Annotated in this window: 13 protein-coding genes; 8 read left to right on the top strand and 5 right to left on the bottom strand. The window is 54.0% G+C overall.

Annotated features, from left to right (window positions below; genetic code table 11):
• Window positions 1-13: 13 nt before the first annotated feature.
• A complete protein-coding gene (locus EHT87_RS12945) occupies window positions 14-361 on the bottom strand; it encodes an ArsC family reductase (protein WP_124907032.1) in 348 nt (115 codons plus the stop codon).
• Between the two features lie 180 nt (window positions 362-541).
• Here EHT87_RS12945 and EHT87_RS12950 point away from each other — a divergent pair, with 180 nt between their 5' ends.
• The 4 genes from EHT87_RS12950 (at window position 542) to EHT87_RS12965 (ending at window position 5,823) form a co-directional block, all read left to right on the top strand.
• Window positions 542-3,364 carry a family 78 glycoside hydrolase catalytic domain gene (locus EHT87_RS12950; protein WP_229321036.1) on the top strand — a complete coding sequence of 941 codons (2,823 nt, stop codon included), beginning with the start codon at window positions 542-544 and terminating at the stop codon, window positions 3,362-3,364.
• A 46-nt stretch (window positions 3,365-3,410) separates the two neighbouring features.
• Window positions 3,411-4,691, top strand: coding sequence for an alpha/beta hydrolase family protein (locus tag EHT87_RS12955; RefSeq protein ID WP_229321038.1), 1,281 nt, complete (start codon window positions 3,411-3,413; stop codon window positions 4,689-4,691).
• A 147-nt stretch (window positions 4,692-4,838) separates the two neighbouring features.
• The gene (locus EHT87_RS12960; protein ID WP_124907035.1) at window positions 4,839-5,210 is read left to right on the top strand and encodes a hypothetical protein; all 372 of its coding nucleotides are present in this window, start codon (window positions 4,839-4,841) and stop codon (window positions 5,208-5,210) included.
• Window positions 5,211-5,445: 235 nt separating this feature from the next.
• Complete coding sequence (locus tag EHT87_RS12965) at window positions 5,446-5,823, top strand: DUF983 domain-containing protein (RefSeq protein ID WP_124907036.1); 378 nt, start codon at window positions 5,446-5,448, stop codon at window positions 5,821-5,823.
• A gap of 247 nt (window positions 5,824-6,070) precedes the next feature.
• On the opposite strand, the gene EHT87_RS12970 is transcribed toward EHT87_RS12965, so the two are convergent.
• On the bottom strand, window positions 6,071-7,345 hold the full coding sequence (locus EHT87_RS12970; RefSeq protein ID WP_229321040.1) for a hypothetical protein: 1,275 nt from the start codon (window positions 7,343-7,345) through the stop codon (window positions 6,071-6,073).
• Between the two features lie 512 nt (window positions 7,346-7,857).
• Between EHT87_RS12970 and EHT87_RS12975 the strand changes: the two genes are divergently transcribed.
• Entirely contained in the window at window positions 7,858-8,199 is a 342-nt protein-coding gene (locus EHT87_RS12975) for an HPF/RaiA family ribosome-associated protein (protein ID WP_124907037.1), read from the top strand.
• A 75-nt stretch (window positions 8,200-8,274) separates the two neighbouring features.
• Here the strand turns inward: EHT87_RS12975 and EHT87_RS12980 are convergent, their stop codons facing one another.
• A complete protein-coding gene (locus EHT87_RS12980; protein WP_124907038.1) occupies window positions 8,275-9,180 on the bottom strand; it encodes an SDR family oxidoreductase in 906 nt (301 codons plus the stop codon).
• 173 nt (window positions 9,181-9,353) lie between these two features.
• On the opposite strand from EHT87_RS12980, the gene EHT87_RS12985 reads away from it, so the two are divergent.
• A complete protein-coding gene (locus EHT87_RS12985) occupies window positions 9,354-10,217 on the top strand; it encodes an alpha/beta fold hydrolase (protein WP_124907039.1) in 864 nt (287 codons plus the stop codon).
• 320 nt (window positions 10,218-10,537) lie between these two features.
• Complete coding sequence (locus EHT87_RS12990) at window positions 10,538-10,933, top strand: response regulator (protein WP_124907040.1); 396 nt, start codon at window positions 10,538-10,540, stop codon at window positions 10,931-10,933.
• A 57-nt stretch (window positions 10,934-10,990) separates the two neighbouring features.
• On the opposite strand, the gene EHT87_RS12995 is transcribed toward EHT87_RS12990, so the two are convergent.
• Window positions 10,991-11,740: an NUDIX hydrolase gene (locus EHT87_RS12995; protein WP_124907041.1), complete on the bottom strand. Its 750-nt coding sequence runs from the start codon at window positions 11,738-11,740 to the stop codon at window positions 10,991-10,993.
• A gap of 151 nt (window positions 11,741-11,891) precedes the next feature.
• On the opposite strand from EHT87_RS12995, the gene EHT87_RS13000 reads away from it, so the two are divergent.
• Entirely contained in the window at window positions 11,892-13,532 is a 1,641-nt protein-coding gene (locus tag EHT87_RS13000) for a carboxylesterase/lipase family protein (RefSeq protein ID WP_124907253.1), read from the top strand.
• 67 nt (window positions 13,533-13,599) lie between these two features.
• On the opposite strand, the gene EHT87_RS13005 is transcribed toward EHT87_RS13000, so the two are convergent.
• On the bottom strand, window positions 13,600-15,132 hold the full coding sequence (locus tag EHT87_RS13005) for a sulfatase family protein (RefSeq protein WP_185716204.1): 1,533 nt from the start codon (window positions 15,130-15,132) through the stop codon (window positions 13,600-13,602).
• Window positions 15,133-15,174: the final 42 nt, after the last annotated feature.

Consider the following 15,174-nt stretch of genomic DNA (forward strand, 5'->3'; position numbering starts at 1 on the left):
AGATTATTTCCCCTTATACCGGGAACACATTTTCGTAGTCATCCGGTTTAAACCCGAGGGCAATAATTTTTTCTTCGGCTTCGATCAGCGGGCGACGAATCACCGAGGGTTTATCGATCATCAGGGCGATGGCGTCGTCGGCCTGCGTCGGTTTTTCAGCTTCGGGCAGTTGCCGCCAGGTGGTTCCGGCGCGGTTCACCAGGTCTTCCCACGGTTTTTGCGTGAGCCAGCGTTCAATCGTTTTCCGGTCGATACCGTGTTTTTTGTAATCGTGAAACTGGTACTCGATGCCGTGATCGGCCAGCCAGACGCGGGCTTTTTTTACGGTATCACAATTCGGAATGGCGTACAGAATATACATGAACAAAGTCTATCAAGCCGCTAAAGTAGCAAATTTACCGGATTGTAATCCGCGGTTTTACCGAGTAGTTTGCAGTTGGGTTTCTCTTTCAGGAATGGCTCACCTAACCACCACGACAGCGTTTTTCTGCCCAGAACTACTTGTACCATGCAATTTATTCGGTCTTGCTATCACCACCCGGTGATTACTCTTTTTATTCTCCTTTTTTACCAGCCAGCCCGTGCGGTTTCGACCGATTTAAAGCCCGTTCATCTCCGGACGGAATACAAAACAAACCCCGTGGTGGATGCGGCCAAACCCCGGTTAAGCTGGGAGTTAACGTCGGCCACCCGGGGTCAGCTCCAGACCGCCTACCAGATCATGGTGGCATCCTCGCCCGCCTTATTAGCCGCCAACAAAGCCGATTTCTGGAATTCAGCTAAACAAGCGGGCAGCGCCACCCATCAGATCGAATACGCCGGTAAGCCGCTACCCGCCCGAGCGGTTTGTTTCTGGAAAGTCCGGAGTTGGGACAAAACCGGCCAGCCCGGTGCCTGGAGTGCGCCCGCCCGGTGGGAAATGGGTTTGCTCGATAAGGCCGATTGGAAAGCCGAATGGATTGGCAATGATCTGACGGCACTCGGAAAGGGAAAAACTTATCATTTACCGCCGGCACCGTTTTTCCGGAAAGAAACGAACCTGAAAGGCCCCATCAAACGCGCCCGGTTATACGTCACCTCGCTGGGGTTATACGAATTCCAGATCAACGGAAAACGCGTTGGCAACGATCATTTTGTACCGGGCTGGACTGATTATAACAAGCGGGTATATTACCAAACGTATGAGGTCACGTCTCATTTAAAGGCGGGCAAAAATGCGCTGGGTGCCATCGTTGCCGAGGGTTGGTACGCCGGTTATCTGGGGTATGCGCTGCTGATTGGCAACCCCGTTGTGAAAAGTTTTTACGGCGATGTTCCACTGCTGAAAGCCCAGCTCGAAGTTGAGTATGGTACTGGCGAAAGAGAAACGATTGCGACGGATCAAACCTGGAAAACAACGCACGGCCCGATTCTGGAAGCGGATATTTTAAACGGAGAAACGTACAACGCCAATCTGGAATTTGAGAAGTGGAGCGAAACCGGTTATGTCGATACAAAATGGAAAAACAGCACGGTTTATCCGGACAAACCGGAGCGGAAACTGGAAGTTTATCCGGGAAATCAAATTCAGGTTTTTCAGGAATTAAAACCAAAAACCGTTACGTTAAAATCCGGAGGGCGCTACTTATTTGATCTGGGACAAAATTTTGCGGGCGTGGTTCGACTTCACGTCAAAGGCCATAAAGGCGATACGATTCGCCTGAAATTTGGTGAGATGCTGTTCCCGAATGGCGAAATCATGACGGAAAATTTACGGAAAGCGCGGGCAACGGATACCTATATTTTGAAGGGAGCTAAAGATGGCGAAACCTGGACGCCCAAATTCACGTACCACGGTTTTCAGTACGTCGAAGCCACCGGATTTAAAACCGCCCCCGGACTGGACGCCATTACGGGCATCGTGCTGAGTTCGGCAACGCCCCTGGCCGGTTCGTTTGAAACCGATAACCCACTGATCAACAAGCTTTATCAAAACATTGTCTGGACGCAGCGGTCGAATTATTTCGATATTCCGACAGATTGTCCGCAGCGGGACGAACGGCTGGCATGGACGGGCGATGCGCAGGCGTATGTTAAATCCGCCACGTTTAACAATGACATTGCGGCTTTTTTCACCAAATGGCTGGTGGATTTAAACGACGCCCAACGGGCCGATCACGCCTATCCGCTCTATGCGCCAGCGCCCAATGTTCGGAAAACCGATACGTATTCGCCGGGCTGGTCCGAATCCGGGATCGTTTGCCCCTATATTATTTATAAAACCTACGGCGACACCCGCGTTATTCGGAAGTTCTGGCCGAATATGGTCGCTTATCTCGCGTTTATGCAAGCGAAGAGCAAGGGCGAATTTGTTTACAAAGAGCGCAGTTTTGAAGACATTTCTCCCAAAGGCGGGTACGGTGACTGGCTTTCCGTTGGCAAAAAAACACCGCCGGATTTGCTGGCTTCATTGTATTATGGCTACACGGCTTCGTTGATGGCCGAAATGGCCAGGGCGATTGACAAACCCGATGAAGCCGTTTATTATGAAGGCGTTTTCGATCAGATTAAACAGGCTTTTCTGAAACAGTATACGGACGAAACCGGTAAGTTTAAAACAAACCAGGCGGCCTATGGCGATGGCGAAGGGTATGTAATCGAAGGCAAATCAGGATTTGACGGTCACACCCAAACCGCTTATGCCAACGCCATTTATATGCACATGCTGACGCCGGAACACACCCAAAAAGCCGGTAACTGGCTGATGGATTTAATCAAAGAAAATGACCATAAACTCGCTACCGGTTTTTTAGGATTAAAGCCCTTGCTGCCCGCCCTTTCCAGCACGGGAAATTCGCAGGAAGCCTATCGGCTGCTCTTGAGTACGGAGTATCCGTCCTGGGGTTTTGAAGTTGTAAACGGCGCCAACACGATCTGGGAGCGCTGGAATAGCTACATTAAAGGCAAAGGATTTGAAAATAATTCAGGCATGAATTCTTTTAACCACTACGCCTTCGGCTCCGTCAACGAATGGTTATTTGGCAATGCCGCCGGTATAAAAGTGGGCGAAGCCGGGTATAAAACAGTTACGATCCGGCCGGAAATTGCCAGCGAGGGAATCAATTCCGTGAAGGCCACCTATCATTCCATCAACGGCATGATCGAAAGTGGCTGGAAAAAATCCGGATCAAATCTTACCGTGCAAATCACGATTCCCGTCAATACGTCGGCCACGGTTTTTATTCCGACCACGCAACCCGCCACGGTTTTAGAATCGGCGAAATCGTTGAAAACCAATCCGGCAATACTCGTCAACGAATTTAAGGACGGGTATTTACAACTTGAAATAGGCTCAGGCAAGTATCAGTTTACGTCCCAAAACTAAGGGTTCCAGCCGGACCCATACATTCCGTATAAACTACCTTTCAACCTTGAAAAATCTTCTGTTGATTCTGCTCCTGGGCGTTACGGTTCGGACCTATGCCCAGACCACCGACGTCTTTCTGCCCGGCGATCTGCTGCCCGACGCCCCCGAACTGGCCCCGCGTGGCCCGCACGGCGTGGGCGTACAAACCCTGAAACTGATGCATGCGGCCCAGATCGATGTGCTGCATACGAAAGAAGGCAAAAGCCCAACCTACGACCGGCCGCTGACGGTCGAAGTCTGGTATCCCGCCAAAATACCGGCGGGAAAACCGCAGTTCGTGACCTATGAAGACGCGCTGGGCCGCGCCAACGACCCCAAACGCCCGCTGGTGCCGTTTACGTTTGGCGGCCGGGCCTTGCGCGAAGCCGAACCGGATCGCTCGGGCGGATCATATCCGCTGGTTATTGTGTCACACGGCTATCCCGGCTCGCGGCTGTTGCTGACGTATCTGACGGAAAATCTGGCGTCGAAAGGATATGTGGTCGTGGCCATCGGTCATACCGAATCGACGTACCAGGATCTGGCCGGTTTTCCCAGTACGTTGCTCAACCGCTCGCTCGACGATCTGTTTGTGCTGAATGAAATGGCGCGGCTGAGTGCCCAAACCGCTAAAAGTTTTCTGGCCGGACTGGTTAATACGGACAATACCGCCCTGGTCGGTTATTCGATGGGCGGATATGGCGCACTCAATGTGGTGGGGGCTGGCTACAGTGCCCAGGCCGTCCAGTTTTTTGGACAGTTGGCGGGTGGCAGCACCGCCCTCCAAACCCGCACCCTGAGCGACCCCGGCTACAAAGCCTCGCAGGACCCGCGCATCAAGGCCGTGGTGGCGTTTGCACCCTGGGGCATGGAACGGGGCGTTTGGGATGCCGAAGGACTGGCGGGATTAACCCGCCCAACGTTGCTGGTGGCGGGCAGCAAAGACGATGTGTCGGGCTACGAAAAAGGAATCAAAGCCATCTACGACGGCGCCGTCAACGCCGACCGGTATCTGCTGACCTATGTCAATGCCCGGCACAACGTAGCGCCCAATCCACCCCCGGCGGCTACGCTCAAACCCGGACAGCCGCTCGACGATTACCAGCATTTTTCGGAACCCGCCTGGAACGAGCGCCGGATCAACAACATCAACCAGCACTTTGTAACCGCCTTTCTGGGTATTCACCTGAAAAAACTGGACTACGCAAAATTTCTGGATTTACCGGAAACGTCCAACGACAATCCCTGGACGGGTTTTAAGCCCCGGACGTCGGTGGGACTGGAAATGCGGCATGCCAAACCGTAAGGGTTTTGCTGGTCAGGATTTGCAATCCGCAGTTGCTTCAGACCCGGACCGCTTCCTATTTTTTGCCATCAAACCGGCTTTTAAACGGGTTTACGTTTCACCAGTTCATCGAACAAATACGATGGGCACGGTCAAATTAAAACACGTATGAAGTCGTTACCACTAGGAATTGCGTCTAGTCTACTGGGCTTGCTGGCCAGCTGTACAACCGGCGTGCGGGACATCGATCTGGAAAGTAAACAATTTGAAGCTACGTACAATGTCGATTCAACCCGGGGACTCGACAGTGCCCGCAGGCAAAGCCTGCTCAACGCCAGGGCGGTTTATAGCTTCAGCAAAGCGGGTCAGGGAAGGCTCCATACGCAGATTGGGATGCTCTCGCGCGACAGTTCGTTTACCTGGAAGATTAAGGGGGATAGCCTCCAGATCGAGGGGCAGACCTTTGCCATTAAAAAGCAAGACAACGGGTATGATCTGAAGTCCGATTCGGTGATGCTTATCCTGAGCCAGCAGCCCTGAAGCCGACCGATCAGCCTCCTTTCAGCCGCCGACTAGGGCACCCTGACCGACAGCAATCCGACTTCTAAAAAGCCTATACCCAATTCCTGAGCCGGTGCGACATCGAGCTGACCGATGCGGACTTCATCGCGTTTTTTCGGAAGTGAGGCCGCTCTGGCTATTGACGGAGAAGTCTCCTTTTTCCCATTCCGGTGCCGGATTGAACAATAAACCCCTTCTCAACGTTAGGAGCCGTATGCTAAAAGGAAACAAGCTCTACAGTATTTTATTCAACAAGTGTCCACGCTGTCAGAAAGGTGATTTCTTTGTGACCAACAACGCCTACAACCTGCGGCAGTTTGATAAAATGCACCCGCAATGTGCAGTTTGCGGCCAGAACTTTGAGCCGGAACCGGGCTTTTACACGGGCGCACTCTACGTTAGCTATGCGCTTTATGTGGCCTGGACCATTAGTACGTTCGTGCTGTTTTATGTCCTGCTAAACATCGACGTTCTGGTTTATATGTGGGCGTTGCTTCCTTCTTTAGTTATATTGACGCCTTATTTTTTCAGGGTAGCCCGCCGGGTCTGGATCAATATTTTCGTGGCTTACCGGCCACCTGGACAGGGATAATTTGGCAGCTGACCGCCCGCCAGTCGATGAAGCCCCCGGAAACCGTTCCCAGGGATTGCTGTTTAGCTATACTAAAGTAAGAATACGCCTGCCATGGCCGCCGATTTCGCCCGCTGGCGGCCAGAGGTCCACCTGATAAAGAACGAAAAATACCGGTCGGCTCCTTTCCGATCGTGTCAGAAAGAAGCCGACCGGTATTTTTCACCAAGCCGGGAAACCGGTTTTCTTCCGGATTGCTCCCCGGCCATTACGCCGGAGTTATCGGGTTATTTCTGTAGCCGTAACCCGCCGACGGGTCCATACAAACGAAGTCCAGTCCGTTCTGCATCATATTCTTTAAGGCCTGCCAGCCCGTATTCCACCGGCGAATGACATTGACCTGCCGAACCACAGCGGGTTCTTTGGGTTCGTTTCGCTGTTCGTAATATTCGGGCATGCGCTCGGTCATCTGGCTGACAATGGTTTCAATCGAGCCCTGTAAAATCAGATTCGCATCCGCTTTCACCAGTTGAATCAGCGCCCGACCCATGGAAGCCGTGTAGAAGGCGCAGTCGATGTCCTGATGCCGAACGGGAACCCCGTCGTGCAGGCGCTGGAGTTTCACGCCCCCGTCTTCCACCCGTTCCGAAGCCGGTGTGTCGCCGGCAGGCTGAGGAAAAACCGTGTCGATCTTTTGTTTGAATTTATCCCACCAGGGCGGCTGAGGGCCCACTCGCAGCGTGTCGCAGAAAATAATGCGTTGCGGCAGTGCAGGCCGTTGAGGGTTCATGATGAGCAAAGCCGCCCCCAGATGCCGGTCGTCGGCGGCATGCCGTCGTTGAATCACAAAACACTGGAGTTGCGTGGTTCCCTCCTGCCCCACCTGTTCGGTAATGGCCCGCACCCGCCGGAGCGAATCGTCCATATAGCCTTCGGTGATCACGTGGATGGGCAACTCAGACGGCGCCATGGCTTCCCAGCGCAGTTGATGGGCCAAAATAGTGAGGGCGGTGCTGTCGGTCCGGCGGGTACCAAAATAGACCCCAATGTCTTCGGACGGCGGCCCCCCATTCGGATCGGCAGGCTGGAGCGTATCGCCATGATCGCCCTGCCGGCTGAAAGGGCTGTACCGAAACGGCACTTCCAGATTTTCCCGATGGGCGGCAATGTTGTAGATCCGTCGCTCGTATTTGGCCAGCAGGGGCTCATAGGCGTCGCCCTGAAAATAGACTTCGTCGATGGGCCGCAGCAGATGGCGGGCGATGGGTTCCTGTTCGAGTAGCCGCTCGAAGGCATCTTCCCGGTGTTTAAAGAAGCTCCGTAAGGCTCCATGATCAATAAATTCCTCGGTATCGCCCGTGCCTTCGAGGCTTTTGGTCGAAACCGTACCCTGTTCAATCCAGTCGCGCAGAAACTGTTTAACGGCCTGATCAAAGGCATCATTTGCCGTTTGAGCCTGTTCTAAAGTGTAGTCGGTATGCTGAAATTTAAAAGGAGTTACGGAATTTTTCGGGGGTAAAAGCGCACTGGATTCTTTCGTCATTGATTGAGCTTTGGTATGAGGTTAGCAGAATTCATTAAATAACCTACGGACTTCCTGAAGCCGTATTAAACGCATTCAAAAGGTCCTGCAGGCTGACTAAATAACAGTATTTTCGATAGGAGAAGTTTCCGGATCTCGACTTACAAGATACAAAGAAATTACCGAAAAATCCCACTGCGCCACAGCTGGCGAAATGCCACCATTCCGGCTGGCCAATGACCCGCTTACCGGTTCTTGCCATTTCGTGTTAATTCGTTACATTTGATTACCGCGTTTTCTTCACCGGGTTGTCCAATTGGAAAATATTCCTCCGGGTAGACCACCCCTGCCGGCTGCAGGATTTCATCCTGAGTTCGATGCCTTCTTCGATTTCTTCCACCGCCCCTCTGGCCGCAACTGGCGGTGTTTAGGACCGGTCAGGTGATACCGTAGCCTCATTTGTCGTCCTTCCCGGCCGACTTTTTCTCTTGTGAATAGTACTTGTTCAGTACAGCTAACTACCGAAAAGAAAGATGAGCGAGCAGAAAGGACTAGACGATGTTAAACTGAGAATTCAGGCGGTTAATAGTACCGTAGATGATGCGTTCCGGGACCGGATTGCGCAGGCTTTGACCAAACTCCGGCGTTATTACAGCGGAGACCTCATTGCCGCTGATGTGTTTCTGCGCGTCGAAGCCCACGGAGGGCCCAATGAGAAATCATTACGCATCAGTCTGGACGTACCCGGCGCGGCTGTCTTCGCCGAAGATAATGGGCAAAACTGGGACACCATGCTGCATACCGTAACGGGAAAACTCAGGCACCAGCTTGAACGGAGTTTCACCAACTCCCAAAACAGCTACCGCCCCTCCTAAGGGGGCAGGGCATCAAAAAAACCGGTCAATGAAAAAATGGAACCTGCCCGCCGGGCAGGTTCCATGAAAACACCTTTAAATGGTGGGCGTGCCGCCCGTCACCTGGATGGTCGATCCGGTCATGTAGCTCGAATCGTTGGAAGCCAGCAGGACGTAAGCCGGAGCGAGTTCGGCGGGCTGACCGGCCCGTTTCAGGGGAACGTCCTGCCCGAAATTTTTCACTTTTTCCGGCGGCATGGTCGACGGAATCAGGGGTGTCCAGATCGGGCCCGGCGCCACGCAGTTTACCCGAATCCCTTTTTCAGCCCAGACCTGACCGAGGTTAGCCGTAAAGTTCTGAATAGCGGCTTTGGTAGCCGCGTAGTCCAGCAGAATGGGGCTGGGTTTGTAGGCGTTGATCGAGGTGGTATTGACCACCGTGCTGCCGGGTTTCAGGTGTTTTTCGGCGGCCTTACACAAATAAAACATCGCGAAGATGTTGGTCCGGAAGGTGCGGTCGAGTTGGTCCGCGGTGATATCCTGCAACGATTCCTGCGCCATTTGATAAGCCGCGTTGTTGACCAGAATGTCGAGCCCACCCAGCTCGGCCACCGCGCGCTCCACAAGTTGCTGGCAATGCGCTTCGTCGCGGATATCGCCGGCTACCAGCACGGCCTTCCGGCCAGCTTCTTCCACATACCGGGCGGTTTCCCGGGCATCCTCCTCTTCGTTGAGGTAGGCAATCAGTACGTCGGCTCCCTCGCGGGCAAAGGCGATGGCCACCGCCCGGCCAATGCCCGAGTCGCCCCCGGTAATGATCGCTTTGCGGCCGGTCAGTTTACCCGAGCCTTGATACGAGGTCTCGCCATGATCGGCCGTTGGCTGCATTTCGCTTTCGGTGCCGGGCACATCCTGCGGTTGCTGCTCCGACTGCGGTGGCTGGGGATACTTCTGTTGAGGATCCTGTAAGTCGGCCGGTTTATTCTCGATGGTTGGATTCATTTTTACGATACGTTTTGAAGTTGACGACTAGCACTACCCGGTTCAACTCCGTAGCTCGGGGATTACCTGCTCCGGTCGGCATTAATTCACCAGAAATGAGGAAATGGACCACTTCGATAAGCCCCATTCGCTAACTGCCGCTAACCCAACTGGGCCAGGGCGGTTCAGGAGGTATGCATTCCCGCTTCGTCAATACCAACCACATCCGGCTGCACCTCAAAGAAGATGGGCCCGTCGATGGACCGCTGGTGATTCTGCTCCACGGTTTTCCTGAGTTTTGGTACGCCTGGCGGTATCAGATTCCGGCCCTGGCTGCGGCTGGTTTTCGGGTATGGGCACCCGACCAGCGCGGTTATAACCTGAGTGACAAACCGCTGGCCGTCAGCGACTACACGATCGACAAACTGGGAGACGATGTGCTGGGGCTCATGGATGCCGCTCAGGTGCAACAGGCAACGGTGATCGGCCATGACTGGGGCGGAGGAGTCGCCTGGTGGCTGGCCATGACGCACCCCGAACGGCTGCACCGGGTCGTTTGTCTGAACATGCCCCACCTGGCGGTTATGCTGCGCGCCATACGGAACAGGCCGCGGCAAATGCTCCGAAGCTGGTATGTCGGCTTTTTCCAACTTCCCCGGTTGCCGGAATGGCTGGCACGGCTGGGCAACTGGTGGGCACCCGTTTGGGCAATGCGGCAAACCAGCCGGGCTGGCACCTTCCCGGATGCCGACCTACCCAATTACCGGCAGGCGTGGGCGCAACCCGGACCAACCGGCCAACCGGCGATGCGTACGATGATTAACTGGTATCGGGCTTTTGTCAGACAGCGTCCGGCCCTGCCCGCCCACACCCGCATTACAATCCCGTTGCTACTGATCTGGGGAGTGCGCGACCGGTTTCTGACTCGTCCCCTGGCCCAGTCCAGTATCGAGTTGTGTGACCAGGGTGAATTACTTTTTATCGAGGAGGCCACCCACTGGGTACAGCACGAATTCGCCGAACAGGTAAACCAGCTAATTATCAGCCGGATCCGATGAATAGTTTTTAATCGAAAATGCAATGACCTAAAACGCAAGTTATTTTATCCTAAAAAAGAGCCCCTCTGCTTATACTTTGTTTATCAAATAATTACAACACCTCCCCCTTCCTGGAAAGACTTTAACGCCCGTTGATCGGCCTCACCGATGGGCCGTTTGCTAATTATTTTTAACTCATCCCAAACTGTCCCGTAGCAGCACTCTTAAAGAAGTGCATCAATGGCTGACCACTTCCGGCTACCGTAGTGGTCAGCCATTGACAAGCCCAATTGGATGTAAAACCAGATCGACATCCTGCCCAGTTTAACGCGGAGGTAACGATGAGCAGAAAGCGAAAAATCTTAGTCGTAGACGACGATGCTACGTACCGGCAGTTGTTTACGTTCCAGCTCACCAGCGCTGGTTATGAAGTATTCATTGCCCATGACGGGCAGGAAGCACTCAACTGGATTAACCAGCAACGACTCGATCTGATCCTGCTTGACCTCCTGATGCCCCGCATGAGCGGTATCGAAGTATTACAGCGGATAAAGGCTCTGGATTGTAAAACACCGGTAATGCTGGTATCGGGAGCCGAGTGGCCCATTGCCCGGCAGGGCGTTGAACTAGGCGAACCGAGCGGTTTTTTGACCAAGCCTTTCACCATGGAAGATCTGCTGGCAAAGGTTAAAATGCTCCTGCTTCCGGTTTCGGACATTGAAACGACGAGTAGGTAAACCGGCTTTGCCGACCGCTGCCGGGCCGAAACCACCCGTTCTTCGACGTCTGAATTCTTATTTCTCTTCGGCAGGAAACCGGTAGCGATACGGAGCTTTGTGGGCGCCACCACTGTATTTTTTATCGAGACGTACTAATATATCGAGACTGAGCATTTTCCGCTGGAAACTCGAACGGCGTAATTTCTGGCCCAAAATCGTTTCATAAAGACTCTGCAACTCCCCCATGGTGAAGGTTTCGGACAGCAACGGGGCGGCCCAGCGGTTCAGACCCGCTCCTTTCCGGTCGAGGTCGGCCCGAAGGGTTTCCAGCGCTTTTTGAACAATGGCCCGATGGTCGAGCATGAGCGGGGGCAGATTCGTCAACTCATACCAGGCACAGGAATCGGACAGTAAATCGGCAATCGGCACGGCCTTCGTAAAATCGATCAGTGCATAATAGCCCACCGAAACAAACCGGCGCAACAGCCAGTGATCATCGCCGGGTTTGAGACCTTTTGCCTCCATGATCGCTCGCAAAGGCGCAACATCGTGGCGGGCAACATCGCCAAAACTATAAAATTGCTCCAGGTAAATATCCGTCAGACTGGTCCGTTCGGCCAGCACCCGGCGGGCGGCATCGTTTAAATTCTCGTTTTGCCGAATAAAACCGCCCGGCAAGGCAAACAAGTCGGTATTCCGGTAGTCGAGCAGCAGGATTTTTAACTGATTCTGATGAAAACCAAAAATAACGAAGTCCATGGCCAGCCCCGGCAGGAAATCGGCTCCTTCCGGATTTAGCTCTTCCGGGATTAAATGCTGCGACATAAGATTAAAATTCAGCGTGCAAGTAACAAAAAATGCGGGGCTCTCAATTTAAATTTCTATTATTGTTCCAAAATGAGACAATAACCAACGGTCCGGTATCGAAACGATCGGTTGCGCAGGTCACTCATTTTTTATACCCTATACGACGATGATGAAAACCCTTGTAATCCTGACCGCTTTGACTATTCAGGTAGCTTCGATGGCGAGCGCCCAGTCAAACAAAAACACGATGGCCCCACAAGCCAAAACCGCCAACGGCCTGCTGGAAGGCGTTACCGAAACCAGTGGCATACGGGCTTTTAAAGGCATTCCGTTCGGTCAGCCGCCCGTGGGCGACTTACGGTGGAAAGCGCCCCAACCCGTTAAAAACTGGCAAGGGGTCCGGAAAGCCGACAAATTTGGCCCCCGGGCGATGCAACGCGCTGTTTTTGGCGATATGGGGTTTCGTTCCGATGGCATGAGTGAAGACTGCCTCTACTTAAACGTATGGACTCCCGCCAAGTCGGCCTCCGAAAAACTACCGGTTTTGGTCTATTTCTACGGGGGCGGTTTTATTGCCGGTGACGGTTCGGAAGGTCGTTACGACGGGGAGAGCATGGCAACCAAAGGCATGGTGGCCCTAACGGTGAACTACCGGCTTGGGGTGTTCGGTTTTATGGCGCATCCCGAATTAACGCAGGAGTCACCCAATCACTCATCCGGTAACTATGCGTATCTGGATATGGCTGCGGCTCTTCGCTGGGTGCAGCAAAACATTGCGGCTTTTGGCGGAGATCCCAAACGGGTGACCATTGCCGGTGAGTCGGCCGGGTCGATTGCCGTCAGCGGCCTGATGGCGTCGCCTTTATCGAAAGGATTGATTGCCGGCGCCATTGGTGAAAGTGGTTCGCTGCTCGGGGGGCTGCCACCCGTTCCGCTGGCGAAAGGCGAGGAAGCGGGCGTGGCGTTTGCCAAGGCGCTGGGGGCCAATTCGCTGGCAGACCTGCGGGCCATGCCCGCGGAACAGCTCCTGGAGGCCACCGGAAAACCGGGTGTGCCCCGGTTCAGTGCCACCGTGGACGGGTATTTCTTTCCGAAACCGCCGATGGAAATTTTTGCGGCTGGTGAACAGGCCCATGTCCCTTTGCTGGTTGGCTGGAACTCGGAGGAGATGAATTCGCGCGCGATTCTGGGTCAGGAAAAACCGACGCCCGAAAACTACGCCAATGCCGTTAAAAAACTCTACAACGAGAAGGCGGATGAGGTCTTAAAACTCTATCCGGGGTCTACCGAAGACGAAATTCTGCAATCGGCGACGGCCCTGGCCAGCGACCGGTTTCTGGCCTACAGTACCTGGAAATGGGCTGACCTTCAGGGAAAAACGGGCGGTGGCAAACCGGTATATCGGTATTACTACTCGCGCCCACGCCCGGCCATGACGCCCGAAATGGGCAATGCGACCCCCGGTTTGGCGGGTGGCGTTGTGAAATCAACGGATGCCAACGCGGTTAAAATCGCGCCCGCGCACGGCGCGGTTCACTCCGCCGAAATCGAGTATGCTATGGGAAATCTTCCAAAAAACAAGGTTTACGCCTGGACGCCCGATGATTACAAGGTTTCAGAAGTCATGCAGAATTTCTTTGCCAACTTCGTAAAAACCGGCAATCCCAATGGGGCCGGTTTGCCAAAATGGCCGGCAGCCAACAGCGGGAACAGCGTTCAGTTCATGCAAATCGATGTGAATACGCGGCTCGAAACGGAAAAAAACCGGGAACGCTATTTATTTCTGGACCCTTATTATACCAAACCCTGAGTGAAAGCGAAAGGCAGTCGGGTCATTCCATCAACCCGACTGCCGCGCCTTTCGACCGGCTCAGGCGTCAGGGCGAAACCCGGCGGGTGCTTTGCCTGATTTTGACCAGCAATTCGGTCAGCTCCCGAACTTTCTCAGGATTCTGCTGGTAGAGATTTTTCGTCTCGGCGACATCCGTTGCCAGGTTATAAAGTTGTCCTGCGGCCTCCCCCGTCTGTGGTTTGATTGCTCTGGGTTCCGTAAAACCGCCCGATCCCAGCCCCTCGATCAATTTCCAATCGCCCTTCCGAATCGCAAAAAAACCGATGGACGAACTGTGAACAACGGCGGGCTGATCGGTCACCTGAGTGCTTTTCCCCAACAAAACGGGCAGAATGCTGTAGCTGTCTTCGGGCATACCGGCACGATTCCTATCGCCCAGAATCTCCTGGCAGGTCGCCAGCAGATTGGTCAAGGTCGTGGTGGCTGCGCTGGTGGTTCCCGCTTTCACCTGCCCCGGCCAGCGAACGATAAACGGAATGCGGTGGCCGCCTTCGAACGCATCGCCTTTCATGCCCCGGAACGCTCCGGCGGCTTTGTGCTTAAATCGTTTCACAAAATCTTCCCGCCAGTACGGGCCATTATCGCTCGCAAAAATGACCAGCGTGTTTTCGGCCAGCCCCGATTCGGCCAGGGTTCGCAACACCTCCCCGACGGCAGCGTCCACCTGCTGGACAAAATCGCCGTATTCCCCGGCTTTCGATTTTCCGGCGTAGTCGTTGGTCGGCATCCAGGGCGTGTGCGGAGCCGCCAGCGGAAGATACAGAAAGAAGGGCTTTTTAGCGGACTGCTTTTTCAGGAATTCCGTAGCTTTCGTCACAAAAGTGGGCAACACGCCATGGAAATTGAAGGCCGGTGCCATTTTGCCTTCGCGCCAGAACGGGCCGGTGTACCCGGATGCCAGCTTATTTCCGTCGGTATACCCCGTCGGTAATTCGGTCAGTTTCTGGTTCTCCAGGTAGCAATACGGAGGCATATCGAGCGAAGCGGGCAGAATGTACGAATAATCGAAGCCAACGGTTTTCGGCCCCTGCGCCGGTTCCCGCGAAAAATCAATGTCGTCGGGATTCATTTCGGTTTTAATACCGTATCCCTCCGCCGTTAAAACCGATTCATGGCCATTTTGAACTTCCCAATCCAGCCCCAGATGCCACTTGCCGACCACCGCCGTTTGGTACCCATTCTTTTTTAAGAACGAAGCGACGGTGGGCCGACTGGCTTCAATCAACGTCCGGCTATAGCCACGCAACACCCCAACCGGCAGGCGGCTGCGCCAGGGATACCGCCCCGTCAACAAGCCGTAGCGTGTGGGCGTGCAGACCGACGAGGGCGAATGCGCATCCGTAAACCGCATGCCCTGCGACGCCAGTTTATCAATATTCGGCGTCTTGATCTGTCCTTCCGGATTATAAACCGACACATCACCGTAACCCAAATCATCCGCCAGGATATAGACGATATTGGGCGGTTGTTTGGGACCGCGTTGGCGGGACGGGTTCATGCCGGACAGGACCGCGCCAATCCCGCCCATCATCAGGCCTATGGTGAGCAATCGGCTCATCCACTTCCCGTTTCTATTTGTGGTATACAATTCCATACAACC

It is taken from the genome of Larkinella knui, from assembly GCF_003858645.1.
Lineage (GTDB): Bacteria > Bacteroidota > Bacteroidia > Cytophagales > Spirosomataceae > Larkinella > Larkinella knui.

Excerpts from the sequence above, each read along its gene's own strand:
- EHT87_RS12945 (WP_124907032.1), bottom strand. The coding sequence starts at position 361 with ATGTATATTCTGTACGCCATTCCGAATTGTGATACCGTAAAAAAAGCC.
- EHT87_RS13005 (WP_185716204.1), bottom strand. The coding sequence starts at position 15,132 with ATGAGCCGATTGCTCACCATAGGCCTGATGATGGGCGGGATTGGCGCG.
- EHT87_RS12995 (WP_124907041.1), bottom strand. The coding sequence starts at position 11,740 with ATGTCGCAGCATTTAATCCCGGAAGAGCTAAATCCGGAAGGAGCCGAT.
- EHT87_RS12960 (WP_124907035.1), top strand. The coding sequence starts at position 4,839 with ATGAAGTCGTTACCACTAGGAATTGCGTCTAGTCTACTGGGCTTGCTG.
- EHT87_RS12975 (WP_124907037.1), top strand. The coding sequence starts at position 7,858 with ATGAGCGAGCAGAAAGGACTAGACGATGTTAAACTGAGAATTCAGGCG.
- EHT87_RS12970 (WP_229321040.1), bottom strand. The coding sequence starts at position 7,345 with ATGACGAAAGAATCCAGTGCGCTTTTACCCCCGAAAAATTCCGTAACT.
- EHT87_RS13000 (WP_124907253.1), top strand. The coding sequence starts at position 11,892 with ATGAAAACCCTTGTAATCCTGACCGCTTTGACTATTCAGGTAGCTTCG.
- EHT87_RS12985 (WP_124907039.1), top strand. The coding sequence starts at position 9,354 with ATGCATTCCCGCTTCGTCAATACCAACCACATCCGGCTGCACCTCAAA.
- EHT87_RS12980 (WP_124907038.1), bottom strand. The coding sequence starts at position 9,180 with ATGAATCCAACCATCGAGAATAAACCGGCCGACTTACAGGATCCTCAA.
- EHT87_RS12965 (WP_124907036.1), top strand. The coding sequence starts at position 5,446 with ATGCTAAAAGGAAACAAGCTCTACAGTATTTTATTCAACAAGTGTCCA.
- EHT87_RS12990 (WP_124907040.1), top strand. The coding sequence starts at position 10,538 with ATGAGCAGAAAGCGAAAAATCTTAGTCGTAGACGACGATGCTACGTAC.